Origin of the sequence: Pedobacter nutrimenti (assembly GCF_032678445.1) — a bacterium.
GTDB lineage: Bacteria > Bacteroidota > Bacteroidia > Sphingobacteriales > Sphingobacteriaceae > Pedobacter > Pedobacter nutrimenti_A.
Map to the genome: position 1 here is coordinate 350277 of NZ_JAVTSQ010000001.1, position 25522 is coordinate 375798.

At 40.0% G+C, this 25522-nt stretch carries 19 protein-coding genes; 7 read left to right on the plus strand and 12 right to left on the minus strand.

What is annotated here, in order from left to right; genetic code table 11:
• Nucleotides 1-45 precede the first annotated feature (45 nt).
• From R2S08_RS01560 to R2S08_RS01570, 3 genes are all read left to right on the plus strand, one after another.
• Nucleotides 46-837 (plus strand): TerC family protein, encoded by a 792-nt coding sequence (locus R2S08_RS01560; protein WP_316833554.1) that lies wholly within the window; start codon nucleotides 46-48, stop codon nucleotides 835-837.
• A 124-nt stretch (nucleotides 838-961) separates the two neighbouring features.
• A complete protein-coding gene (locus tag R2S08_RS01565; protein WP_316833555.1) occupies nucleotides 962-3514 on the plus strand; it encodes an ABC transporter permease in 2553 nt (850 codons plus the stop codon).
• 250 nt (nucleotides 3515-3764) lie between these two features.
• Nucleotides 3765-4469 carry a hypothetical protein gene (locus tag R2S08_RS01570; RefSeq protein ID WP_316833556.1) on the plus strand — a complete coding sequence of 235 codons (705 nt, stop codon included), beginning with the start codon at nucleotides 3765-3767 and terminating at the stop codon, nucleotides 4467-4469.
• 64 nt (nucleotides 4470-4533) lie between these two features.
• Here R2S08_RS01570 and R2S08_RS01575 read toward each other — a convergent pair whose 3' ends face one another.
• The 5 genes from R2S08_RS01575 to R2S08_RS01595 form a co-directional block, all read right to left on the minus strand.
• Nucleotides 4534-5160 carry a GyrI-like domain-containing protein gene (locus R2S08_RS01575; RefSeq protein ID WP_316833557.1) on the minus strand — a complete coding sequence of 209 codons (627 nt, stop codon included), beginning with the start codon at nucleotides 5158-5160 and terminating at the stop codon, nucleotides 4534-4536.
• 61 nt (nucleotides 5161-5221) lie between these two features.
• Nucleotides 5222-5404: a hypothetical protein gene (locus tag R2S08_RS01580; protein ID WP_133777524.1), complete on the minus strand. Its 183-nt coding sequence runs from the start codon at nucleotides 5402-5404 to the stop codon at nucleotides 5222-5224.
• A 2-nt stretch (nucleotides 5405-5406) separates the two neighbouring features.
• Nucleotides 5407-6450, minus strand: a complete 1044-nt coding sequence (locus R2S08_RS01585; protein ID WP_316833558.1) for a hypothetical protein — start codon at nucleotides 6448-6450, stop codon at nucleotides 5407-5409.
• A gap of 37 nt (nucleotides 6451-6487) precedes the next feature.
• Nucleotides 6488-7678 carry an alginate lyase family protein gene (locus tag R2S08_RS01590; RefSeq protein WP_316833559.1) on the minus strand — a complete coding sequence of 397 codons (1191 nt, stop codon included), beginning with the start codon at nucleotides 7676-7678 and terminating at the stop codon, nucleotides 6488-6490.
• Nucleotides 7679-7754: 76 nt separating this feature from the next.
• Nucleotides 7755-8201, minus strand: a complete 447-nt coding sequence (locus R2S08_RS01595) for a hypothetical protein (protein WP_316833560.1) — start codon at nucleotides 8199-8201, stop codon at nucleotides 7755-7757.
• A 163-nt stretch (nucleotides 8202-8364) separates the two neighbouring features.
• On the opposite strand from R2S08_RS01595, the gene R2S08_RS01600 reads away from it, so the two are divergent.
• A complete protein-coding gene (locus R2S08_RS01600; protein WP_316833561.1) occupies nucleotides 8365-9312 on the plus strand; it encodes a D-2-hydroxyacid dehydrogenase family protein in 948 nt (315 codons plus the stop codon).
• A gap of 279 nt (nucleotides 9313-9591) precedes the next feature.
• The gene (locus R2S08_RS01605; RefSeq protein WP_316833562.1) at nucleotides 9592-10197 is read left to right on the plus strand and encodes a hypothetical protein; all 606 of its coding nucleotides are present in this window, start codon (nucleotides 9592-9594) and stop codon (nucleotides 10195-10197) included.
• On the opposite strand, the gene R2S08_RS01610 is transcribed toward R2S08_RS01605, so the two are convergent.
• The 7 genes from R2S08_RS01610 to R2S08_RS01640 form a co-directional block, all read right to left on the minus strand.
• Nucleotides 10194-13403, minus strand: a complete 3210-nt coding sequence (locus R2S08_RS01610; RefSeq protein WP_316833563.1) for a chemotaxis protein CheB — start codon at nucleotides 13401-13403, stop codon at nucleotides 10194-10196. The genes R2S08_RS01605 and R2S08_RS01610 overlap by 4 nt on opposite strands.
• 117 nt (nucleotides 13404-13520) lie before the next feature.
• The gene (locus tag R2S08_RS01615; protein ID WP_316833564.1) at nucleotides 13521-14018 is read right to left on the minus strand and encodes a hypothetical protein; all 498 of its coding nucleotides are present in this window, start codon (nucleotides 14016-14018) and stop codon (nucleotides 13521-13523) included.
• 73 nt (nucleotides 14019-14091) lie between these two features.
• A complete protein-coding gene (locus R2S08_RS01620) occupies nucleotides 14092-15000 on the minus strand; it encodes a metallophosphoesterase (RefSeq protein ID WP_316833565.1) in 909 nt (302 codons plus the stop codon).
• Nucleotides 15001-15011: 11 nt separating this feature from the next.
• Nucleotides 15012-16814 (minus strand): RagB/SusD family nutrient uptake outer membrane protein, encoded by a 1803-nt coding sequence (locus tag R2S08_RS01625; RefSeq protein ID WP_316833566.1) that lies wholly within the window; start codon nucleotides 16812-16814, stop codon nucleotides 15012-15014.
• Between the two features lie 5 nt (nucleotides 16815-16819).
• Nucleotides 16820-20221 (minus strand): TonB-dependent receptor, encoded by a 3402-nt coding sequence (locus tag R2S08_RS01630; protein ID WP_316833567.1) that lies wholly within the window; start codon nucleotides 20219-20221, stop codon nucleotides 16820-16822.
• A gap of 231 nt (nucleotides 20222-20452) precedes the next feature.
• Nucleotides 20453-21595, minus strand: a complete 1143-nt coding sequence (locus R2S08_RS01635; RefSeq protein ID WP_316833568.1) for a FecR family protein — start codon at nucleotides 21593-21595, stop codon at nucleotides 20453-20455.
• 77 nt (nucleotides 21596-21672) lie between these two features.
• Nucleotides 21673-22263, minus strand: coding sequence for an RNA polymerase sigma-70 factor (locus R2S08_RS01640; RefSeq protein ID WP_316833569.1), 591 nt, complete (start codon nucleotides 22261-22263; stop codon nucleotides 21673-21675).
• A gap of 288 nt (nucleotides 22264-22551) precedes the next feature.
• Between R2S08_RS01640 and R2S08_RS01645 the strand changes: the two genes are divergently transcribed.
• Together R2S08_RS01645 and R2S08_RS01650 are read left to right on the plus strand one after the other, a co-directional pair.
• Nucleotides 22552-23523 (plus strand): type IX secretion system membrane protein PorP/SprF, encoded by a 972-nt coding sequence (locus R2S08_RS01645; protein WP_316833570.1) that lies wholly within the window; start codon nucleotides 22552-22554, stop codon nucleotides 23521-23523.
• Nucleotides 23524-23527: 4 nt separating this feature from the next.
• On the plus strand, nucleotides 23528-25498 hold the full coding sequence (locus R2S08_RS01650; RefSeq protein WP_316833571.1) for an OmpA family protein: 1971 nt from the start codon (nucleotides 23528-23530) through the stop codon (nucleotides 25496-25498).
• Nucleotides 25499-25522 lie beyond the last annotated feature (24 nt).

The following is a 25522-nucleotide window of genomic DNA, read 5'->3' on the forward strand; positions in this document are numbered from 1 at the left end:
CTGTACTTGTACATGAATACCTAACCAATAACAACAAACACATACATGGATTTTTTACACACGATTCTGGGAGAGGATATTGAGGCCGGGCTCCTGATTATTTTAAATTTAATTGTTATAGAAAGTTTGCTTTCTGTAGACAATGCTGCTGTACTGGCCACAATGGTGATGGACTTGCCTAAAGAACAAAGGGATAAAGCACTAAAATATGGTATTATCGGTGCTTATGTTTTTCGTGGAATTTGCCTCTTTTTAGCGGCATGGCTGGTTAAAATCTGGTGGCTTAAACCATTGGGCGGTCTTTATCTTTTATACCTTGCTTTCGATTATTTTAGAAAGAAGAATGCGAAGGGTGCTGAAAAGGAAGAGGAAGAAGTGGATAAGAGTAAAAGCTGGATCTATAGATCTACAGTTGGGTTGATTGGAACCTTCTGGGCAACTGTGGCTTTGGTAGAGGTGATGGACCTTGCTTTTTCTATTGACAATGTCTTTGCGGCTGTCGCATTTACAGATCATATCTGGTTAATTTATATCGGCGTATTTATCGGTATTCTGGCCATGCGTTTTGTTGCCCAGGCTTTCGTAAAATTGATGGAGAAGTTTACTTTTCTGGAAACTGTTGCATTTATTGTGATAGGGGTTTTAGGGATTAAACTCACCTCGTCTTTATTGACACATTTTTATCCGGAGTCTCCGGTTTCGCAACTGATCGAGGGCGAAAAGACAGATCTTTTTGTTTCAATATTCACCGTTGCCATATTCATTTTACCTGTATTGTCTTCGTTGTTGTTTAATTATCCGAAAAAGAACCTCATAAAGGAAGAAGAAGGAAATTAGTGCGGAAAATTCTGTACAGCTGCTTCAAGACTAACGATATCAGGCGGGCTGAAGAAGCCCGCAGATCTCTGAGGTCTTTCCGCAGCGTACGAGAATTTTCCGTAGCAAATTGCAGAGGAGGGTGGTGACCAGGTATAGCGCAGAACAGCAGGAGGAGATGTACGTTTCCGGAATTCAAATGTTCGTTAATGGACATTTGAATTTGATCACAGGCCAGCAAAAAGCTTTTGAAGGCCTTTTTTTTAACTGGCATGCCATTGGCTGGCGTAGAAATAAAAAGACCATAATGTTCAAGCTTAATCTAAAAATTGCGCTGCGCAACCTCTGGAAAAACAGGGGCTATACACTGATCAATGTTCTTGGTTTAACAATTGGGATGGCCAGTTGTATTCTCATCTTTATTTTTATACGCTTTCAGTTGAGCTTTGATAAAGGGTATAAAAATTCAGATCAGATTTACAGAGTTGTCAGTCAATGGAGATACAATAGTTTTGAAGATTATTCGTCTGGGGTGCCTATCCCAGTATCGGCAACTGTAAGAAATGAATTTGCAGGGGTGGAAAAGGTTGCTGCTATTGTAAAAAATGGTGGTGTGATGACCGTTAAAGATGCACAGGGAAAGCAGACCATTAAAACAGACCGGACATACTTTTGTGCAGAGCCCAGTTTTTTTGAAATCTTTGATATTCCATGGCTTAGTGGTGATCATGGTAGGGGTTTAGCTGAACCCAATACAGTTGTTTTGTCTGAATCTACAGCAAAAGAATTTTTTGGAAGTGCGGAGAATGCTGTCGGAAAGAGTTTTTTATTGGGAACAAAGACCAATTTAAAGGTAATAGGGGTATTTAAGGATATGCCCGAGAACAGTAGCTTTCCCTTAAAAATTGTGTTGAGTTACCAGAATTTTTGGGCAAAAGAGGATAAGTCATGGGATTCTGTAAGTTCTGGTATCCAATGTTATGCCCAGTTGAAGGATGGCTTGAAGGAGGCTGATGTACAGGCTACATTGAAGAAATTTAATAAGACATATCTTGAATCCAGGAAGCTGGAAGGAAATCAGACGGTAGATTTACAGCCTCTGGATGACATTCACTTTGATCAGCGCTACGGGAGTTTTGCAGATACTTCAATTACCTTAAAAGAAGTATATGGGTTAGGAATTATAGGCTTGTTTTTAATGATTACAGCTTGTATTAATTTCATTAACCTGGCTACTGCACAGGCTATTAACCGCTCAAAGGAAGTTGGCGTTCGTAAAGTAATGGGAAGTAAACGTAAGCAACTGGTCGTTCAGTTTTTGACAGAAACTTTTGCCATCACTTTAATGGCGCTTTTGCTGGCTTGCATGATAGCTGAGCTGGTTATTCCGAGTATGGAGAACCTGTATAAACCAGGTGTTGATTTTAGTCTCTTTGGCCACCCAATGATTTTTGCCTTCATGTTTGGATTGGTTCTCTTCGTAGGCTTTTTGGCCGGACTCTACCCGGCAATGGTGATGTCTGGATTTAATCCAGCACTGGCTATAAAAAATAAGGCTACTGTAAATGCGGGTAATTTCAGTTTGAGAAAAGTATTGGTGGTGGTACAGTTTACCATTACCATCATTTTGATCATTGGAACACTGGTGATCATAGAGCAGATGAGCTATGTGAGGCAAAAACCACTAGGCTTTAATACAGAAGCTATTGTAATGATCAATGCACCAGCGGATAGTTTAAACAAAATGAAACGTGAAGGATTTAAGCAAAGGGTGTTAAAAATACCTGGGGTAAAACAGTTGAGCTATTGCATCAGGCAACCCCTCTCTAACGACATGAATACCACGAATTTTAGTTTAGACGGTGTAAGAAATAAAGATTTTGAAGTGCGGCTGTCCCCGGTCGACCGGAATTATTTTGATGTTTTTAACCTGAAGATCATTGCTGGAAAGCTCTATGCTGAAAGTGATACTATTAATGGTTTTATTGTAAATGAAACCTTTTTGAAAAGCGTTCATCTTTCCGATCCGCAATTGGCCATAGGGAAGATTGTTGAGGAGGATAATAAAAAGGCCCCTATAGTTGGAGTAGTTAAAGATTTTAATGACCGGTCCCTTAAAGAGAAAATTTCTCCAATGCTGATGTTCTCCCGTGAAGAACAATACTACAGAGCGGCCATTAAAATAGACAATAAGCAGATTATACCTGCTATGAAAGAAATTGAAGCGCTGTGGAACAGTACTTTTCCTACCGCAGTATATTATTCGGCGTTCGTTAATGAAGATATTAAAAACTACTATGAAACAGAGCGGATTATGGGGGTATTGTTCAAAGTTTTTGCAGGCGTGATCATTTTTATATCCTTTATTGGACTGTTTGGTCTGATCTCCTTTGTCGCCACACAACGGACTAAAGAGGTAGCCATCAGGAAAGTACTTGGAGCATCCACCCTGGAACTGGTCAAAATGCTTAATGGATCGTTTCTGTTCATGGTTTTCCTGGCCAATCTGGTCGCCTGGCCGCTGGCTTATTTATTGGTGTCCAAATGGCTTTCAGGTTTTGCATACAGGATAGAGATCAGCATATGGCCTTTTCTTTTTGCGATGGTTATTTCTATGCTAATTACCTTGGTTACGGTATCCGTAAGGTCTTATAAAGCTGCTGTAGCCAATACCATCGATGCCTTAAAATATGAATAGTTTATCTAATTGTTGGGAACAACAAGATCAATGTTAAACAGCGGAAATTTGGAAGCATAGAGGAAAAAAAGAGAACAGAATAATTTCAGTTTTGTGATTGTGCATTACATCAGTAAGAAATAGCTGGGTTTTATTTTGCCAAATTTCTATTATTTGATTTAAAATTTTGGTAAATTGGATTAATGTTTGCAATGTATAAACAGAGTTTGAACTAAAATTTAAATTACGGACTCCTATAGCAAAGAAAACCATGAAAAGACTACTTTCACTATTGACCATTCTAAGCTTCTGTGTAAGCTTAAGTATGGCGCAAACTGCTCAACCTGCGCAAACTACTGCCGCCCAAACCAAGAAGGCCGCAAGCAAAGCAAAAGCTGAAGCAAAAAAAGAAGCAAAGGCTGCTAAAGATGCCGCCGCCACAACCGGAGTTAAATTAAAAAAGGATGGCACACCTGATAAGCGTTATGCAACTAAAGCTGCAGATGCAGCTACCAAAACTGCAACTAAAGCAGAAGCCAAAAAAGATGCGGCTGTTGCAGCCACAAATGCAGCTGGCGTTAAATTGAAAAAGGATGGCACACCTGATAAGCGTTATGCAACTAAGGCTACAGATGCAGCTACCAAAACCGCAACTAAAGCAGAAGCTAAAAAAGATGCTGCCGTTGCAGCAACAAGTGCTGCTGGTGTCAAACTAAAAAAAGATGGTACACCAGATAAACGTTATTCTGCGGCCAAAGATAAAGTACAGGCTACTACTCAACAGGCAGAAACTAAGGCTGCTGATGTGAAAAAACAAGCCAGTTCGACAGTAGCTTCAACTAAAAACTATACTCCTACAGTAGATGGATCCTTGCATGGACCAAACGGCGAACAAGTTTTAACTGGTCCCCGCGGTGGAAAGTATTACATCAACAAAAACGGTAATAAAACCTATCTGAAAAAAGATAAACAATAATATTAAAGTTTTTAAGAACAGAAAGCCCCCAAATAATAATCTAAATTTTGGGGGCTTTTTATGCTTAAAATTTAACCGGTTCTCTTAAAATAGTTCTTAATTTTTCAGGGGCTGTTCTGTTAAAATCTGTAAGGTAGATCTCCTGATGAAATCCATTCCTGATGAGTTCGTTTGCGTCCATAAACCTTTTAATCTGTTTTAAGGTTTCAGGTTCGGTATCAAATGGGCCAATATGCATCATTTGTACAACCCTTTCTTTGTTTTTTTGCAATAATTTAATTTGTTTGACCAACTGATTTTGCTTTTTTTTCACAACCTGATCAATTGCATCAGAAAGGTGACTGTTCTCTACAAAATCAGGCATTCGTATCATCATGGTGTAGTTCCATTCATTTCTGGGAATAGTGACAGGAGCATCTTCCATAGTCGCTTTTTTGTATTTTTCTTCATCAAAAGACCACTGTCCTTCAAGTTTTGCAATTACAAAATCTCTGTTTGCTTTTTTTAATAGAAATTTAACAGCATACGCTGTTTGATACAAGGCTTGTACATTTTCTGAGAACCCTTTTCCGGAAGGGTCGCCTTTTCCCTGAATGGACAGATATTGCGTTTCTTCAATATCGACGATCTCTGGTTGCATTTTTGCATTGTAATAAGCTTTATAATGCTTTGTCAAATCTAATTTTTCCATTTTATTTTGTTTAATGATTCAAATAAAAATGGCCTGACTGACAACCTTATGGCAGTTGTTGTTATTTCTTTATAATAATGTCCCTCCCAGTTACTAAATGAATGGTATACACCCTGTACAATCCATCGTCGCTTATGTCTATTTTTTCAACCAATCCGGTTTTACTGAAGGTATCTGTGACCAGATCGCCAATTTTAAGATCTTGTAGTACTTCTGAGGGGGTATCCTGATTCAATCTGATCATTTTTATAGTTTTACTTGTCTGATGATGTTTTTAATATTTAACTCAATAATATCTGTCATTGTTTTACATTCCAGATACTGCTGATCAGAGAAATATTCCGCCATTCCATTTTTTAAGGTTTCTATATTTTCTGCTGAGGTGAGTACCTCTGTATTGGATACGTCTCTGAGGTCTGTTAATCTGTGCCTTTCGCTGCGAACCCGATGCAGAATAGAGGATTTCTCTTCCTGTTGATATTGAAGATAGGTTTTATCGGTCAATTGCTCCATACACATTTTTACATAAGGAAAGTTCTCCTTGAAAAACTGGGGTAGATAGACTTTGATGTTGCCTTCATAAAACTGCTGATCAAAATCAATTGCACGGATCCGGAATTGGATATCGTCAAAGTCTGGAGTGATCTGAACGACGAAGTTATAGGCCCGCATATCGCCAAGGAGCATCACCAAGCAGCGTTCATTAAATTTTACAAATTCTTTAGCTATACGGGTAGGATTATATTCCGGATTGTGTAAGTAGTTTTTTGCGAAAACATCTCCTGGGATACCTGCAATGTGTTCTTCAATCAGGGTTTCCCGGTCTACTAAATAATTTACCTGATTTGGGGATAAGATTTCCTCCATTTCCAGGCCATAAATTCTGGAAGCATCTGCTCTTTTTACATAAAAATAGTCATAAACATCATTTAAACGGTTTACAATCCTGATCCTGAACGGATGGGTATTGCCAAAGGTACAATACTCTATTTTGTCAATGTATTTATGCTGGACAATTCTGAGGTTACCTGAAGCTTTTAAATTGGCATAAATAACTTTTAGACCATTGTGAAGCTCCTCTATACGGTCATTGGCATAAATAGGCCCTTCCCACAGAGAATCTTTTCCATATTTATCCATGATCGGAAAAGATTCATCAAACTGCAGCAAATCAGTATAGGTGATGGGAAGCCTGGATTCCCGCTGGTAAGTCCTGAGGTATTTTTGTAAGGCAGGAGATACCGGAAAAATAGGTTTTTTTAAGGCTATTTTTACATCATTCAGTTCCATCAGAAGCAATTTGCCTCCAATTTAGTGTTTTCTGTAATTAATACAATAAATCAATCAGACGGGTCTCTTCATTTTCCTGAATGGAGTTGGCCTTTTTAAGATAAGTATTGTCTTTATAATGCATACCTGCCAAAATGAGTATTTTGTACATTTCCGTTTTATCGTAAGGGCTAATTTGCTGATGTTCTTTCTTTTTATCCTCCAGCGTATAGGGGATCAACCAGTCCAATGCTTTTTGTAAATTTGCGCCATTTGGAGTTTTATAAGTCCAGACATCGAGGCCTACCTGTTCTCCAAGCAGGGCGATATTAAACCAGTTGCTTAGATTTAGCGTGCTGTAGCCATAGGCGTTTGTTCTTTCCAGCTCCAAAGGTTGCTGGCCATCGGGTTCCAGTTGAATAGATAATCTTTTCAGGCTTGCAGCTAAAATTTGCTTTGCCTTTTCTTTATCGCCTGTAAATAGCGCAAAAGAAGCTGTTTGCATATCGTAAATGGTGCCATGGTTATTTTTTGCGTTATGCTCGTCGTTCCCGTTTTTACTCGTCAGCATCCAGTGCAGGTATTGTTTATACCAATCTTTGATCTGTTCTAAATCGGTTGGTGTAAAACTTTTTGAAGTTGTCATAATCTGCATCCAGTCGGCCAGGTCGGCTAGAGATCGGGTCTCTATAATTCCTATACCTCTGCCATCGTTTACGCCTTTGATGGCCTGAGCATAATTAAGATTAGGGTTCATCTTGGTTTCGGGATTAAGAAACCAGATGCTTAGCAATTCTTTTGCTTTTGCTGCATATTTATCCTGGCCACTAAAAAAATAGGCAAGGGAAAGAAACTGGCACATATTAGACACGTTCTTCATATTCGTACCATCCGTTATTTCTTTGATCTCCGGATTCCTTTGTCCATCCTTTCTGATATAAGGAAGTCCATCGGGTTTAGAAGGGTCTGGCCAAAAATAAGGAGCCAGGCTCATATAGTCGTGTTTTGATCCACTTGGTGGTGTAAATGATTTATCCATTACAGATTTTGGTTTTATAGCGAGGAAGCCATCTGCTTTATGGATAATTTGTTGTACTTCATCCGTTACTTTTTGATCTCCTTTTTTATAAGCTTCTTTGACAGATTGAAGACGTTTCGGATGAATTAAAACGATCTTAGAAAGCTGGGCAAAAGACAATTGGAAAGAAAATGCAAGCAGAATGATGCAAGCTGAAATGGATTTAATCATCAGGAAGATTTGGTTAGGTTAATACAAATCTACTCTTTTGGGAAGCTTACACAAGTAGAACTTTTGTTACGTTAAATCACGCTTTTTTTTGAAGAAATCTGAAGGTACATTCGTTTTCTGCACTAAGTTTGTAATATTTCATGCAAAGCACAGAGACAAGATAAGTAGGGGCATAGCTGATCATCAATTCATCAAAACCCTGTCTTCTGAAATTTCCGGAGAGGAAGAGATATATAGAGAATACTAATGCAGACAGTAGTGTGGCGGTACAAATAATCGTATTTTTGCGATAATCATTTCCATTGGATTTTGGAATGTTTTTAGCAGAAAGGAGAAATGCAAAAAAGAGACTTGAAAGAAGTACCGCTAAATCAAGATAATTTAACTGCATATCAAAACTCCACTGCTGTTGCATTACATCCATGAGCTTCATATACAGGAACATTACAGATAAAGTGACCGGAAGAACGAGAATAGATGTTGTAAACATCGCTTTTAAAGCATGCTGAAGTATGTGTTTCATAATATTAACCTAACTGCTCTTTGATGCTTTTGTTATATTTTTGTTACAATGAATTTTGGTTTATAATGAATTTATTTTAGGACCAATTGAAGAGGGAATGATCCTGGATATGCACTCCTGCAATTACAATTGTATATTTACCAGCGTTAATAATTATACTCGAATGAATAAAACAATTCAAATTGCAGTTCTTGATGACTACCAGAAGGTGGCTTTACAAACGGCAGACTGGACAGTGGTACAGCAGCTTGCAGATGTAGTGGTGTTTAGTGATCATCTTGAAAAGGAGGAAGCCATAGTAGAACGGCTTTTGCCTTTTCAGGTACTTTGTGTAATGAGAGAGCGAACGCCATTGAACAAATCTGTTCTGTCAAAACTCCATCATCTGAAACTAATTGTATCTACAGGAAGGCGCAATGCCTCAATAGATGTCAAGGCTTGTGAAGAATTCGGAATTGAACTTCGGCATACAGATTACGTGGAAAGTGGTGCACCGGAACTGACCTGGGCTCTGCTGATGGCGATGGCTAGAAATGTTATTGTCGAAAATGAAAATTTTAGATCCGGCAAATGGCAATCCACTGTTGGAACGGATTTGTCTGGAAAAACCCTTGGCTTGGTGGGATTAGGGCGTATAGGGCAAAAAATGGCCAAATTTGCTCAGGCCTTTGATATGGATGTGGTGGCCTGGAGCCAAAATTTAACTACAGAAAAGGCTGCAGAAGCAGGAGTAAAGCTCGTGAGCAAAGCCGAACTTTTCAGAACAGCGGATTTTGTAAGCATTCACCTGGTACTGAGCGAACGCTCAAGGGGAATTGTGGGGGCACAGGAATTGGCTTTGATGAAAAAGGAAGCCTATTTAATTAATACTTCACGAGGTCCGTTAATTGATGAAGCAGCGCTGATCGACACCTTGCAAAACAAACGTATTGCCGGCGCTGCACTTGATGTGTTTGACAAAGAACCTTTACCTGAAAATCATATCTTGAGAAAACTAGACCAGGTTCTTGCTACGCCTCATATTGGTTACGTTACAGAAAAAACTTATCGGGTGTTTTACGAAAATACCGTGCGTAAAATTGAACAATGGCTGAAAGAGCATTTTGTTTAAGGATTTACGTAAATAGATGATTTTTTTTATGTAAAATATTTATTTAATGTCTAAACGATAAATTTGTTTTTTGTTTAGGTTTAATTATTTTTTATATAAGTTGCTTTTGTTAAATAAATTAACAAAATTTGGGATGACATTTATTGAACATTGCCCTGTTGGTACGAACAGATTTTCTAATTGCGCTCAAGACATGAAAAAATCTTCTTTGTTTAAGGCTGCCATGCAGTGTACTGTGGTTCCCTAGGTTTAAAATCAGTAATAATCTTATTTATAAAAATGGGCAAAGAAGAAATCTTGATTGAAATTGAAGAGGCGGTTGCATATGCTGACTTAGTGGAACTGGATAGATTATTCGATCTTTACTTAAGTATGGAAACGGAAGATGAAGCGAGTAAAACGCTTGCAATGATCTTATATAGCAATTACAATACTTTTTCGGAAAATAATACGGTAAGAATGATGGAAATGCTGATCCGTAAGTGTTCAAATCTGGCCACTTTAAGAGAATCAGAAAACTTTTTATTTAGAATATCAGTTCTCAGAGGGTCTGTAAAGCTGTATAATTGTTTTATTAAAGAGGGAATTGAACCATTCTTGTTGAATTGTGGTTCGGAAGAAAGGGAGAGTTACTATAGTAAACTGGCCGGTGTAGCAGAGATGCTGACCAATGTGCTTTTTAAGAAATATAGCCAATACACCAGAGGAACGGATTATAACGGAGCATTTGAAAGGGATGAGGGAAGCAAGGATGTTCTATTGATCAACAAAGAAGATTACGAATTGATGGATGATATTATAGAGAAATATAATACCATCGTTGGACGCCGGGATATTATTAAAAACCTCATTAAGCGTTCAGGTCAGAAATGGCAATACAGCTAGTCTATAAACGGGAGGGTAAACCAAAATGTAGTTCCCTTTCCTGGAGCACTGTCTACACCGATATTTCCACCATGGCGCTTAATAATTTCTGAACAGATGTAAAGTCCTAATCCGAGGCCGGAATATTGTTTTTCTGTGTAATCTGCCCGATAATAACGATCAAAGAGATGGGGTAATTTGTCTTCAGGGATGCCTGGTCCAGTGTCTCTTACGGAAATTATTGCCAGATTACGGTCTTTTTCTACCTTTAGATAAATAGACTTAGAATCCGGGGCATATTTAACGGCATTATTTACAAAATTAACGATAACCTGCTCAATTCGATGTTCGTCGGCATTAATCTGCAGGTGCACATCGCCTTGTACAATAAGCGTATACCGACCTTCTTCCCTGATATGACTACAACATTGATTGAGCATATTGATCACGGTAAAAGTGGTCTTATTCAGGGTCAATTGTCCTTCGCTCATCCGGGATACGTTAAGAAGGTCGTCAATCAGACTGGTGATCTTTTCCATACTTTTTGTGGACTGATCCAGGAGTCTTGAAAATATAGGTTGAGAAGGATTGTCTCTCATGCGGTTCATGAGCTGTAAAGATGCTTTAAGACTTGTAATTGGGGTTTTTAATTCATGACTGGCGATACTGATAAACTCATCCTTTTTCAACAATAATTCCCGGGTACTCCGTTCCAAAGATTTCTCCATAGAGATATCCAGGACAGTGCCAATAAAACGGGTAGCTTTGTTTCCTTCATTGAGATAGGCCTTACCTTTGGATTTTATCCAGCGAATTTTTTGATCATGATGCCCGATAGAACGGTATTCAATATTAAACTCCCCATTATTTATACCGCTTAATGCCTTATTAACTGCTTCGGTAGTCAATTCACGGTCGTCGGGATGAATCAGGCTTAGAAAGATATCAAAGTCAATTGCATCTTTAGGGTATAGTCCATATAATTCCTTACAGCGGTTATCCCAGATCAATTCTTTTGTAAATACATTTAGATCCCAGGAACCAATTCCTGCAGATTCTATGGCAAAGTGCAGTCGTTCTTTACTTTCTGCAAGTAAACGTTCCGCTTCGGCAAGACCTTCCTCCACTTTGCGTTTATCCGTTAAATCATGAATAGCAAGTAATGTCAATGTTTCATACGTATGGGTATCAAATTGTCTTGCTGTGAGCAGCATAATCTTATGACCAATAGTATTGAATACATGATTCACTTCAAAAGCCTTAAAAAAGCCTTGTTCAGGTAGTATATGCTCTAATTGCTGCCGCAGAACTGGTATGTTCCATTGTCCGTTCCCCAGGAGATACAGAAAATTTCCTTCTGTTTCTTCTTTAGTTACTTTGAAGGTCTGATAGAAACCATCTGTTGCCCGGATTACTTTAAGATCTTTGTCCAGAATGACCAGTGGGTCATGTATGGTGTTGAATATTTCTTCAATGTATTTTTTAGAATTATTCAGTTGTTCATTACGATCATGTAATTGCGTGTTTACGAGTGTAATTTCGTCATTCGTCCTGAGTAGCTTTTTGTTGGTCATGTCCAGCTCCTGTGATATCTTTTTGAGTTCAGTCACATCATAAAAGCTAATGACTGCACCATCCGGTTGAGAGCTGTTTTTTCGGATATAAGGCATGGTCATCACCTGGTATATTTTTCCATTCGATGCTTCAGCTTCCCTTGTAATGGTCCGTTCATCCAACATAACTTGTTTAATATCATCAACCAGTGTTTCTAATTTTATGTTGGTGGTGATATTACTTAATGGACGGCCAATATCACTTTCCCGAATGTTAATATGTTTTACTGCACCGGGAGAGTATTTTTTTAACAAAAGGTTCTGATCGACGAATAATTGTCCATTGAGGTTACTTCGGAAATAATTGTTCAGGTCGTCATTCAATTCCGTTAATTGCGTATTGGTTGCCTGGTATTCTTTATTAATGGTGTGTAATTCTTCATTTACAGATTGCAATTCTTCATTTGCTGATTGCAATTCTTCATTTGCCGATTGCTGCTCCTCGTTAAATAATTGCATTTTTTCATCGTAGGATATGGATCTTTCATTAGCGGCCTCCATTAATGCTCTGGCTTCCGCCAGTTCCCGTTCCAGACTTCTCAAATGGTCTTGGGCCAAAAGACTAAAATCGGCAGTTGCGATCACATCAAGATCTTTTGATCTGATCTTATTTTCAAAGAATAAGATCAGTAGTAATTTATCCTCCGGCTTATCGATGGAAAACGGCTTGATTACTATATTAACAAAAACCGTCTCCTGAAATTTTAAACCATTGAGAACAACTCTTTGGTTCCATTTCAATGCTTTGTATGCTGCGGCTTTAAAAACAACCAATACATCGTCTGGTATTAAGTCATTTAAATTAAAATTGAAATTTTCATTCTTTAAATATCTTGTGGTATCTCCAAAGGAATGGGTAACCATTAAATCTTCATCAGTACAAACACCACTAAAGCCAGATTCCTCCAAAATTGCGCTGTTCAGGTCATCTGCTTTTACTAACCTGGTCGAAGAAGGCATACTCTTTTTGTTAGAATTCATTTTTGTGTTTACATCTGTTTTTTGAAAGAATAGGTTTTCATTCGGCCTGGGAAGCTGGATCTCTTTTACATAATCTTCAATAACCTTAGGCATGTGTTGAGGCGAAAGAACAAAATCGGCGCAACCTGTTTGCAGAGCAGAAAAAGGCATTTCTTTGAAGGCAGCAGTCTCTGGATCCTGTACGATGATCATCCCTCCGGATTTTTTAATCGCTTCAATACCTTTGGACCCATCATGACCTGTACCTGATAAAATAATCCCTATAGCTTTTCTCCCGCGCTCTTCTGCCAATGAGGAAAAAAAATGGTCAATGGTTAGATGCGGCGGGTGTTTATCTTTTTTATCCGATAGAATCAATCTCCCCCTTTTGATGGACATATAACTGTTACTGGGAATCAGATAAACTTTGTTGGCTTCGACTGGAGTTTGATCGGTCACCTCAATGATCCGTAACTTACTATGAGATTTAAGGATCTGAGCCATATGGCTTTTAAAATCAGAAGAAAGGTGTTGGATCAGAATATAAGATACCGCATCTAAAGGGGTGTGATCAAAAAAATCGGATATGGCCTCAAGGCCACCAGCGGATGCGCCAATGGCAATGATATATTGTTTATTGTCAATTTTTGCCATTGGATGAGGATCTCCAGTAAAGAGAAGGATGAGAAAGGGGAAGAGACCCTATCAAAGATAGTCATTAATAACTGTCTTTGCATTGAATATCCGTATTTACGGAAAATGACGGTTTAATCATTCTTTAGGGTTTAAACCTGCTTTTTTCAGATACTGTTTCTGTACCAGTAAAACACTGTCGGGCATCCTGTTCAGGGTTTGATATTGAATATCTAAAGCTTTATATAAAGTGTGTCTTTTTTCGATATTCTTTTCGTCAATAAGTTCACCTGCAGATTTGCCATATTGTTCTATACTTTTAAAATAAACCGCGACTGCATTGCGGAATTCTGCCGCATCTTTATTGCTGCTTTTCATCACATCCAGAGAAACGAGGTTGCTTTTTGCGCCATTGGCAATATTACCAGCTATGGCCCCTAAACGAATCGAAGTGGAAGGGTCAGAGGAAAAGATAAGGGTAGAATCACTGAAGGTTTTTTGAGCCCCGTCTACCTGATTCATTTCGCGTACAAAAAGATCAGTAACAAATTCATTGTAGGCATATTCTTTATTCTCATTGCAGGCGGTACCGAGCAGTACAATGAATAAAATTGCAGTTAAAGCTGTAGGTTTCATAGGATTTTGAATAGAATGTTTAACAAGATAAGAAATAATAAAAAAACGCACCTGTTAACAGATGCGTTTTTCATTATATTGTAGAGATGTATTCGTTCTCTAAAGAGCCATCGTCATAGAGTTTAAGGATGGCATAACCTGGAGGTGTTTGCTGATAGTAATAAGGCTGGGCTGATTTTGCATCTCCCTTATCCCACCAAAAGCCACTCATTGCTCCATTACAGAAATATTGAACATCATTGTACCAGGCGCGGTCCAGTAAATGTTGATGGCCGCTCAAGCAGACTTTGACCTTATCCTTGTATTTATAAAACAACTGTTTAAGTTCTTTGTGATCACCATGCTGGCCACCTTCCCAGGTATTGGTTACCGTTAAGATCGGGTAATGTGACATCAACAATACTGGTGTATTAGCAGGAAGTTGTTCCAGCTCTTTCTCCAGCCAACTGTATTGTTCCTGATCCAGTGTAATGTTCTTATTATTACCATCTAGAATGATAAAATGCCAGCCTTTTTTTGAAAAACTATAATAGCGATTAGGTATTTTTAGTCTTTTGACCACGTAATCTTTTCCATACATTTCATCTTCCTTAGATGGAGCTGCCCACCAGGTATCGTGATTACCAATACAACTGTGGACTTCATAGTCTGAAATTTCTTGCAGGCATTTGTCCCAAACACCCCATTGTTCCACAACGGATTCTCGTTTGATGTTGTCATAATCGGCAGCATGAATGCTGTCGCCACCATTCAGAAAAAAGTCAATCTTCAATTTCTTAATATCCCTAAGATAACGTTTAAATTTCTCGGGAGCATCTTGAAAATTGCGTATGTGTACATCTGTGATATGCGCCACCGTGAGCACCAGTTTCTTTTTTGAAGGTTTCTCAGATACGGGACCGGCTACCGCCTGGCCAATTTCCCCCAGGGCCAGCGCTAAGGTGGCCAGGGGAATTGCTTTAATTAAACTTCTTCTTTTCATATAGGTCCGTATTATTGCCAGCCCGTAGGTTGCGTTAATTTTGGATTAAGAACAATCTGTTGCAACGGTATTGGAAAATAGTAATATTTAGGCTCTATAAATGAACGCGGGGAACTGATGTCTTGCGGAAACATGACAAATCCTTTGGTTCCCTCACTTAAATAGAAACTATTGCTGTTCAGGTAATACAGAACCAGTTTTGAACGCACTGACTCTGGAAGGGAGGAGATAGGACCGGTTTCTGATGGTGAATTCAAGATGGCAATATCTTCTACACCATCGCCAGTTACATCATAGGCGCCTAAAGCTGGAACATACATACCTTGGGTAGGCTTAGCCAGTAATTTACCCGCTTTCCATCTTAAAAGGTCGTCAAACCTGAAGCCTTCACAAGCCAGTTCAACATTGCGCTCCCGTCTGATTTCCAGCAATACGCCTTGATTGGCTCCAGTGGTTAAAGGATACATGGCAACCAATACAGGATCGGGTTGTGCATTTGCCGTAGTCATATTCAGTGCAGGCATCCCTACACGGCTTCTTAATAAATTAACAGTTTTATCCAGATCTGACTGAGTTAAGGTATTGAGTTCTGTTTTTGCTTCTGCATTGATCAGCAGTACTTCCGCATAGCGGATTACCGGCAGATCTGTAAATTCTGTATAGACTTTGGTAGAAGGGTCAAGTGCATAGAATTTGATTTGCGGATAACCTCCAAAAGTTGGCCTGGTTTTATTGGGAATACCTCCTATAACTGTAGAAAACCCAGGAGGCATAATGGTTGTGGCCATTCTTGGGTCTCTGTTGCTGAACATTTGTACATATGGTTTTGTACTGTAACCAGGGCTGGATGTAAAAGGTGTACCATCGAGCATCAGATAGGTATCTGCCAGTGATTTGCTCAGAGACCATTGCCAGTCAAAAACATAGTGTGTACTGTTGGAACGGTTTAAGGCCTGATCGTAGTCCTGGTAAAAGATCATTTCTTTGTTGGAACTCAGATCTGTACTGGTAAATAATTTTTGGTAATCTTCTGCTTTCTTACCGGTATTATAAATGCTAAAACCGGCAGCCATAACCTCCTGAGAGGCTGAAACCGCTCTCTCCAGAAAAGAGTTTGCTGTACTTTGAAGGTTCAGTTCGTCATGGTATTTCCGGAAGGTACCTTCAAACAGGCAGAATCTGGCCAGCATAGACAGGGACGCCCATTTGGTAATTCTGGTGGCAGAGCCATCGGCTTTCACATGTGCTGCTGCAAATTCGAAATCCGCACGAACTGAATCTGCAACCAGGCTGCGTGGGTCTTTGGGTTTATACAATGCGGCATCGTCAGTTGCACCCAATACTGTATTGTAAAAGGGCACATCACCAAAGCGTTTCATCATCTGGAAATAAAATACAGCTCTGTAAAAGCGGGCAATGCCTTTAAAATGATCAATAGAGACCTGATCTCCTTTTACATTTTGGAGATTGTTCAGCATATAGTTGATCCGGCGCAGATTATCCCACTTCCAGGAATCGGAAGAGACATTTGAGGCACTGATATTGCCCCGGATCATATTGTCCACCTCGCTTCCGCCAAGGTAGACTGAAATATTGTCTGAAAAGACATCACTTGTACCGGGTCCAAATGAAGTGTTTCCACTCATCTCGTAAAAACCATTGCTATAGGTTTCCATATCGGCAACAGTCTTAAAAAAATCTGTGGAGGTAATGGCAGTTTGAGGAAGTCTTTCCAGAAAATCTTTCTTGCAGCCGGCAAAGAGAACAGCTGCAAAAAATGCCATCAAAAAAGTATGGTAGTATCTTGTTTTCATGATGCTTAAAAGTTAACGTTCATACCAAATGAATAGGTGCGCTGGAAGGGGTAGATATTCCCGTTAAGACCTTCCGGATCTAATTTCACTTTGAGTTTAGTGTATTCAAAAAGGTTTTCACCACTTACATAGAAGTGAACATTGGCCAGTTTTAATCTGTTTAGAATACTTTTTGGAAGTGTATAGCCCAGCGTTATATTTTTAACCCTTAAATAGGCTGCGTTTTGCAGGTATTTGTCATTTGGAATACCAAGTTCCATTCCCGCATCTTCAGCGGCATAGGCTTTTACTCTTGGAAAATAGGCGTTAGGGGTTTCTGGTGTCCAGTGATCCATGTTCTGAACGGTGACATTTGTCCATGGCTGGGCATAAATTCCCCAGAAATAGATGTTGGAATTTCCTGGGTACCAGTCTCTTTTGGCTACGCCCTGCAAAAATACGCGCACATCAAATCCTTTCCATGCAGCGGAAAGATCGATGCTGTAAGGTAAGTGAATGGCATTGTTTCCGATTTTGGTCTGGTCTCCGGGTTTATCAACGGTATTGTTTCCAAAATCAACCTTTCCGTCGTTATTGCGGTCTTTAAATTTAATGTCACCTACATAATAGCGGTAGTTGTTGTCGTCTTCACCAACAGCAGTCTGATCAGCGTGATTTTTTAAGTCGGCTGCGTTCTGGAAAAAACCTTCTGTTTGTAAACCCCAGATCTCGCCAATTTCCATGCCTTTATAATAGTTGGTCAGGGAGTTTGTTGGATTATCAAAGCGGGTAATGAATGTTTTACTATCACTTAAGGCAAGAGTGACATTATAGCTCAACGGAGAACCGGCTATTGGAACATCATCTTTCCAGCTCAGTTTCAGTTCCCAGCCATTTGTTTTTAGATCTGCGGCATTAGTTGTTGGTGAAGTAGCACCGAAAACCCCTGGCAATGGTTTTCCTGGAACCAGCATGTTTTTTGTGTATCGGGTGTATTTATCCAGACTCAGTTCCAACTTGTTGTTTAAAAAGCTCAGGTCAGCCCCCACATTCACTGTAGATACTTTTTCCCAGGTAAAATCATCTGAGATCGGCGCCGGAGGGTTTACATAGGTTCCCTGTTTACCGCCCAGGATCTGTCCGCCTTTGGCACTTTTCAATATGGACAGGTAATCATATTCATTGACCGAAGATTGATTTCCAAGTATCCCATAAGAACCTCTGATTTTAAACTGGTCCATGTGCAGGGCTTTCTTTACAGATTCAAAGAAGCGCTCTTCAGAAACGATCCATCCAGCAGAAGCGGAAGGAACAAATACCCATCTCCGGCCAGCAGCAAACCTGGATGAACCATCATAACGGCCATTAAACTCCAGCAAGTATTTCTCTTTATAATTGTAGTTTAAGCGGTAGAAAAGTCCCTGAACTGCCCATTCTCTAATGTTTTCTGTCGTAGTTTGATCGCCCGTTGCGAGGTTGATTGACGGAATATTGGTAGAGATCAGTTGTTTACGATCGGCCTGGAAATACGTATTGATGGAATGCTCCTGGTTATAACCCACCAGTCCGGAAATAAAATGGTTGCCCAATTTTTTATGTGCATCTGTATAGACGTTGACTACATCGTACTTAATGTTTGTGTTTTGATCTTTGGCACTGGTCGTAGAGGTTAAAGGAGGCGATAAATTTGGCCCTGTTTTATAGGCTACGGGAATTTCATAAGATTTGGCAAGTGTGTCGATTCTGCGGAAAGTCGCATCCCCTTTTAAACTCCAAACATCTTTAATCAAAGAGGTATTGAAAGAGAAAGTGGTTTGTAGGGTATGGCTGTTGACATTTATTCTTCCTCCTTCCTGTGCTGCGCCCAATACACTGGCACCTTGTGAAGTCCAGGATCCATCCGGATTTCTAGGTACGTCAATAACATTGGAGCGATTGATTTGTTGAAAATAACTTCCACCATTTACAATAGTAGGGGTTTCATAACCGCCCTGGCTAAGTACTGTATTGTTAGATAAGGTAAGCCATTTGGTCACATTTAAATCTACTTTAGCCCGCATGTTATATCGGTTATTCTTCTCATTGGCATTTTTTACCAGGCCTTGCTGATTGTAATAACCTGCAGATAAATAATAACTTAACTGATCAGTTTTTTTCGAGAGTGTGAGGTCGGCATTATAAGTAGGGGCTGAATTGTTATAGGCCTCTTTAATCCAGTTTGTATTTCCAATATAGAACCATTTATTTGGATCATTTGGATCGATGATAACGCTTGGTAAGGACATATCTAAGGAGCGCAAACGTGCAGCTTCGACCAAAGCCGGGCTATAGGCTGGATTGTACAATGGATAGGCCGCCTGGTTCTTCATTTGTAATACCGTATAAGGATCAGTAACCAGGTCTGGCAGTTTCCCAACGGTCCGAATGGCAGTATAGGCATTAAAGCTCACATTGAGTTTGTCGCTTTTAGCAGATTTGGTCGTAATCAGCACAACACCAAAAGCAGCCCTTGCCCCATAGATTGCTGCGGAGGCCGCATCTTTCAAAACGGAAACGCTTTCAATGTCGGAAGTGTTTAACGATAGAAGTTCAGAAGAAGAGTAGGGAATATTGTCTACCAGGATTAAAGGCTTGCCGCCATTAATGGAAGTAAAACCACGGATATTGAATTCTGGTGCGGTATTGGGCGCTCCATTGGCAATCGAAATGTTCAGGTTAGGGATCAATCCCTGTAAGCCCTGACCTAAATTGGCAATAGGCCGGTCATTTAGTTGTTTAGCCGTGATCGCATCTACTGCACCTGTTAAATTCGCCTTTTTTTGCGTACCGTAACCTACCACAACCACTTCATTCAAATCAGAAAGTGCAGGAACCATTTTAACCGACAGCTCATTGGATGTTTTTAGAGATATCTCCTGTGTTTGATAACCCATGTAAGAAAGCACGAGTACAGCATCATTATTAGGAACCTTAAAGCTGAAATTTCCATTCTGGTCTGATTTATACCAGGTTTTGGTACCTTTAACCAGGATAGATACATAGGGCATAGGCATTCCTTTTTCATCCAGAACCTTTCCTTTAACCTCTATATCTGTAAAAACCCTGACCAGTTTTTCAAAGAAAGAAGTAGAAGATGGCTTAATGACAACGGTATTGGCTTCAATTGAAAAGCTTAAATTTTGCCCTTCCAGACACGCTACCATGACCTCATTAAGAGGCGTGTTTTTAAATTTCGCATCGATGGTCCGGTTGGTTTTAAGCTTATCCTGTTCCCAGAGAACATTGTACCCTGTTTGCTTTCTGATTTCCTTAAAAACGGATTTTATGCTGATGTTTTTTCCTGTTAAAGAGATATTCTGCGCACGAATGCTGGCACTGGCCTGGACCAGGAAAGCAAGCATGAGCAGGGAAGTAAGTTTAACGTTCATTATCAACTGCCTTTTTAATGCGGTTTTTGGTAAAAATTTGGCCATATAGGTACTTGCCCTATGTAAAAAGCCCGTATAAATTTTATACATTTGATTGTTTGTTGTGGGTTTAAGTATTGTATATCCTAATTTATTTTGCTTGCCCATACTCAGCACGCAGTTTACTGCGAACATAGATCAGTGGTGTTCCGAGGCATCACTGATTTTTTCTTTTGGAACAAAGCGGTTGGTTCATTTTAAAACGATAATTTTCCTCCCTTCTATTTTAAAGTGAACAGATTCGGTTAATTCCAATGTTTTTAAGATCTGCGATACACGCCCAAATCTGGACACTGTACCATTAAAAGATTTTTTTCGAAGTTCGTTTTGCTGAAACTCAATATCTACATTATACCAGCGGGATACTTTTCTCAAGATGCTCTCCAGGTTCTCATTATTGAACATAAAAATGCCTTCTTTCCAGGCTAAGGCCTCTTCTACATCAACCGACCGTACTTTAATCTCCCGGTCAACAACAGCCTGCTGGCCTGGAGCCAGTATTTGAGTATCTCCACTATTATTGGTTAAAGACACCTTTACACTGCCTTCAGCTAGTGTGGTTTTAGTGGTTTGCTCGTCGGTGTAGGCATTTACATTGAAATGTGTGCCCAGCACCTCAATATTTTGTCGCTCACTATTGACAATAAAAGGCATTTTCTTGTTCTTAGCCACTTCGAAATACGCTTCTCCCTTTAAAATAACCCTTCTTTGCTGCCCGCTAAATCTGGCAGGGTAGCTTAAACTGGAAGCTGCATTTAGCCATACCTTAGTTCCATCGGGCAGGTTGATCTGGTACTGGCCGCCTTTAGGTGTTTCAATGGTATTTAAAGCAGCAGAACTACCTGCATCAGCTGCACTTAAGTTTGCTTGTTGGGTGTAAACCAATTGGCCGTCTGCGGTTTTGGTGATCAATATTCCGGATTGTTTTGCAATGGTGCCCCTCAGCGCATCTTCAAGCACAATTTTAGATCCATTGGCTAAAGTCAGGATGGCCTTGTTACCACCGGAAGGCAAATCTGTTTTTGCAAAGTCAGTTAAATTACCCCTTGAAGTGGTTGGTTTTGTGAAATATAACGAAACCCCCAATATTGCAATTACGGCAGCTGCAGCGGCAGACCAGTACAGTGTTTTTTTGAAAGGATATTTTATGCTGTTCTGCTGGCTGATGTTTTCCCAGAGTACTTTTTCCATCTCCGGGTAATCAAGCGGATCAATATCCTCAGGCCTGTCTTTGGTCTCTTCCAAATACCAGCTTTCTACAAGAGAGGCATCTTTAGGATTGCCCTTGCCTTCCAGGTATCTGGATATTAATTTTTTCGCTCTTTTATTCTTCATTCTATATTACCAGTTGGGGCGTTTTTACATAAGAGCATTTGTAAGGACCCAGGTAGTAGAGAAAATTGAAAAATATTTTAAAAAAGTTTAAAAAAATGGAAAAACAACAGAATAGTCATGCTGGCACCCAATTTCAGTTTGAGTATTTTAATGGCATTGTTCATTTGTTTTTTTACCGTTTTATCAGAAATTTCCATCTTACAAGCAATTTCTTTTTGAGAGAGGTGTACTTTTCGGCTCAGTTCAAATACTTCTCTCATTTTAGGTGGGAGTTTGGAGATCTCACTCTCTATGCGGTTGGATAATTCCCGGTTGCGGACCAGGTGATCTGTAATATCGGTGCCTTCATCTATGAACTTTTCCAGTGAATTCATATAGCGATCTTTGATCTTTCCTTTTTCAAATAACCTTAAGATGCTGTTTCGAACACTGGCGTATAAAAAAGCAGACAAAGAAGTATGGAGATCAATAGTGGATGATTTGGCCCAGATCATGACAAAAACATCCTGGATCACATCTTTTGATTCCTCCTCATTTTGTAGCATTTTCTTGGAATACCTGTAAAGTATACCCCAATATCTTTTATAAATTTCCTCGTAGGCCCTGTGGTTGCCCGCTTTTAAAAGCACCATAAGTTCCTCGTCAGAAAGTAAATTATAAGCGATCATATATGTCTGCAATGAAAAGACAAAATAAACATTATATTTTATACTTAATGTTTATTTCTTATTGTTGTTGTGTTAAATCTGCAGCAGATTCGGAATGCTGAAAAGGGCATCATTAATTATATACGACACCTACGGTATAGGTATGTTTATACTACGACTTACCAGGAATTAAAAGTTAATAAAAATGAACAGAAAATGAACACGTGAGTATAAAGATATTGCTGTCAGGTAAACTATTTTTACCTGCTTATATCTTTTGGGCACAACCTTCAAAGGGTTATATTACTTATGGGGAAAAGACGACTCTTATTATTTATATTCACGATACTTTTTATGAACGCTGCCCGGGCGCAACAAGATGCCCAGTTCAGTCAGTATATGTTTAACGGAATTTATATCAATCCTGCTTACGCAGGCTACAAAGAACAGCTGAACATTCATGCCTTTTACAGGAGCCAGTGGACCGGAATTACCGGAGGGCCTAAAACCATGTCATTGGCTTTGGATGCTATTGCTAACGATGGTAATGTAGGTCTGGCTTTGCAAATTTCCAAAGATCAGCTTGGTGCACAGAGTAATCTGGCTGGTTATGTCAATTATGCTTACCGGATCCGGATGAATGAAGACGGCAGCGCCCGCCTGGCTTTCGGTCTAGGGGTGGGTGCGGTACAGCTCGGTATTGACGGAGCGAAACTAAATCCTAATGAAGCAGAACCGGACCAGCCTACCGGCAACCAGAGTACCACTGTGCCAGATGCGAGGGTTGGTGCTTATTATTCTGACAAGCATTTTTATGCAGGGTTCTCTGCTGATAACCTGATCTCTCAATATACGAACATAAGCCGTTATGCTTTTATTCCTCAGCCTAAACCCCATTATTATTTAACTGCTGGTGCATTGGTGCCTTTATCAGAAGATTTTCTGTTAAAACCCTCTTTTCTGTTAAAGGATGACCGGGCAGGCCCGACCAGTTTAGATCTGAATGCCTTTTTACTCCTTGGAGAACGGATATGGGTGGGTGGATCTTACCGAATGGGCGTAAAACTCTATGACAAGAGTTACCTGCAACGTGACCTGAGTATGCAAAATTCGGTGGTCGCGGCAATAGAAATTTTCGCTTCCGATAACTTTCGCATTGGTTATGCTTATGATTTTTCCGTGGGGCCTTTGCAAGGGTATAGCGGAGGAACGCATGAGATCTCAGTTGGCTATTATTTCAAGCCCAAAAAGACAAGAATGTTAACACCCAGATATTTTTAAGGCTATGAAGTCTATTCTATTTAAAAACGCATCGATTGTTGGCTGTGTTGCAATTCTGTTGTGTTATGCTGGCGTTGTAAAAGGGCAATATGTGATCAAAGAAGCAGATGCTGCTTATGAACTGTATAATTATGAGAAAGCTATAGACCTTTATGAGCAGGCCTATCAAAAAAAGGAAAGCTTACATGCAGCAGAGCGACTAGCCTTTTGCAATCAGCAAGTGCGAAATTACAAAGCAGCAGAAAGCTGGTATGCAATAGCCGTAAAATTGCCGGAGAGCAGAGCGGAAAACGTGTTGAATTATGCACAGGCCTTGCAGAACAATAGTAAATACAAGGAAGCACGGGAACAATATGTAAAATATGCCGCATTGAACACCGCAATCACAGCCCAGCAAAAAGAGCGCTGGCTGGCCAGTTGTGATTCGGCTTCAAGCTGGATGAAACATCCCAAAGCTATAAATATTGACGACCGGAAAACGTTGAACAGTAAGGCATCTGACTGGGGAACTGCGGTTTATGAGAATGGCCTGGTTTTTAGTTCTGACCGTGGAAATGTGGAGTCAGAGGGGCTCAGAAAAGGGAAACCTTTTTTGAAATTTGATGGTTCTGAAGTTCCCGATCGGAAGGTATATGGCTGGACTGGGAATGGCTATTTAAACCTGTATGAACAGAAGACGGGCGATGATACGGTTACTCTTTTTCCCCTGCACGTACCTACTGATTATCATGTGGCTTCCGCTAGTTTTAGTACCGATGGAAACGAGGTTTATTTTACATTGACCCGGATTCCCAAAAAGGGAGAATTTGACAATAAGCGGATCCAGACAGTGAACATAGAAATCTACAGTGCAAAGAAAGATACGCTGGGAAACTGGACCGAACCCATTCCCTTCAAATATAATAAGGTGAATGCTTATTCTGTTGGCGACCCCTTTTTGAGTAAGGATGGTCAGGTGCTTTATTTTGTGTCCAATATGCCAGGTGGTCGGGGTGGAACTGATCTTTACTACAGCCGGCGTGAAGCTTCAGGAGGCTGGGCTTTGCCAGTTAATATGAGTGAATTGAATACTGGAGGAAATGAGCGCAGCCCCGCCTTTGATGAGCAGGGAGGTTTTTATTTCAGCAGTGACGGCCGTATAGGAATGGGAGGGCTGGATATTTTTAAGGCAAAACCTGACGGTGATCATTTTGGTGTGGTAGAGAATGCAGGTTATCCTTTAAATTCTCCTCAAGACGATTTCGCCTGCTTGCCCATTTCAGCAGATCAAGGGTATTTTTCTTCTAACCGGATGGATGGCTTGGGTAGCGATGATATTTACAGTTACCACAGACAAAAGATGCTGGCGTTCAGGCTGGAAGGTGTGGTCTACAAAAAGGGGACTGCTGAGCCTTTAGGTGAGGTGGTGGTGACGCTGCAGAAAACCGGCGGAGGAAACCTTAAGGTACAAACTGGTGTCGATGGGCGTTTTGGGTTCCATCTCGCCGAATCTTCTAGTTATGGTTTAACGGCAGAGAAGACCGATTTCAGGCGTGACAGTGCTTCGGTGAGTACAATCGGTTTAACAACCTCAACCGTATTGAAACAGGACCTGTATCTGGAAATGATAACCTTGAATAAGGCGATCCGTTTGGAGAATATTTATTATGATTTTGATCAGGCAGGCATTCGCCCTGATGCAGCGATAGAATTGGATAAACTGGTGCGGATCATGAAGGATAATCCAACGATGTGGATAGAGCTGGGATCTCATACAGACAGTAGGGGGAATGACCAGTATAACCAATGGCTTTCTCAGCGAAGGGCAAACTCAGCAGTGCAGTACATCATTGATCAGGGTATTCATAAAAACCGGATCTCAGCTAAGGGTTATGGTGAAAGCCAGTTGTTGAACCGTTGTGCTAAGGGGGTGAAATGTTCTGAAGCTGAACATCAATTGAACAGAAGAACAGAATTTAAGATTGTGAAATATTAACTGAAAAATCCTGATGCGCTGCTC

Excerpts from the sequence above, each read along its gene's own strand:
- R2S08_RS01560 (WP_316833554.1), top strand. The coding sequence starts at position 46 with ATGGATTTTTTACACACGATTCTGGGAGAGGATATTGAGGCCGGGCTC.
- R2S08_RS01570 (WP_316833556.1), top strand. The coding sequence starts at position 3,765 with ATGAAAAGACTACTTTCACTATTGACCATTCTAAGCTTCTGTGTAAGC.
- R2S08_RS01575 (WP_316833557.1), bottom strand. The coding sequence starts at position 5,160 with ATGGAAAAATTAGATTTGACAAAGCATTATAAAGCTTATTACAATGCA.
- R2S08_RS01580 (WP_133777524.1), bottom strand. The coding sequence starts at position 5,404 with ATGATCAGATTGAATCAGGATACCCCCTCAGAAGTACTACAAGATCTT.
- R2S08_RS01585 (WP_316833558.1), bottom strand. The coding sequence starts at position 6,450 with ATGGAACTGAATGATGTAAAAATAGCCTTAAAAAAACCTATTTTTCCG.
- R2S08_RS01590 (WP_316833559.1), bottom strand. The coding sequence starts at position 7,678 with ATGATTAAATCCATTTCAGCTTGCATCATTCTGCTTGCATTTTCTTTC.
- R2S08_RS01595 (WP_316833560.1), bottom strand. The coding sequence starts at position 8,201 with ATGAAACACATACTTCAGCATGCTTTAAAAGCGATGTTTACAACATCT.
- R2S08_RS01600 (WP_316833561.1), top strand. The coding sequence starts at position 8,365 with ATGAATAAAACAATTCAAATTGCAGTTCTTGATGACTACCAGAAGGTG.
- R2S08_RS01605 (WP_316833562.1), top strand. The coding sequence starts at position 9,592 with ATGGGCAAAGAAGAAATCTTGATTGAAATTGAAGAGGCGGTTGCATAT.
- R2S08_RS01610 (WP_316833563.1), bottom strand. The coding sequence starts at position 13,403 with ATGGCAAAAATTGACAATAAACAATATATCATTGCCATTGGCGCATCC.
- R2S08_RS01615 (WP_316833564.1), bottom strand. The coding sequence starts at position 14,018 with ATGAAACCTACAGCTTTAACTGCAATTTTATTCATTGTACTGCTCGGT.
- R2S08_RS01620 (WP_316833565.1), bottom strand. The coding sequence starts at position 15,000 with ATGAAAAGAAGAAGTTTAATTAAAGCAATTCCCCTGGCCACCTTAGCG.
- R2S08_RS01625 (WP_316833566.1), bottom strand. The coding sequence starts at position 16,814 with ATGAAAACAAGATACTACCATACTTTTTTGATGGCATTTTTTGCAGCT.
- R2S08_RS01630 (WP_316833567.1), bottom strand. The coding sequence starts at position 20,221 with ATGAACGTTAAACTTACTTCCCTGCTCATGCTTGCTTTCCTGGTCCAG.
- R2S08_RS01635 (WP_316833568.1), bottom strand. The coding sequence starts at position 21,595 with ATGAAGAATAAAAGAGCGAAAAAATTAATATCCAGATACCTGGAAGGC.
- R2S08_RS01640 (WP_316833569.1), bottom strand. The coding sequence starts at position 22,263 with ATGATCGCTTATAATTTACTTTCTGACGAGGAACTTATGGTGCTTTTA.
- R2S08_RS01645 (WP_316833570.1), top strand. The coding sequence starts at position 22,552 with ATGGGGAAAAGACGACTCTTATTATTTATATTCACGATACTTTTTATG.
- R2S08_RS01650 (WP_316833571.1), top strand. The coding sequence starts at position 23,528 with ATGAAGTCTATTCTATTTAAAAACGCATCGATTGTTGGCTGTGTTGCA.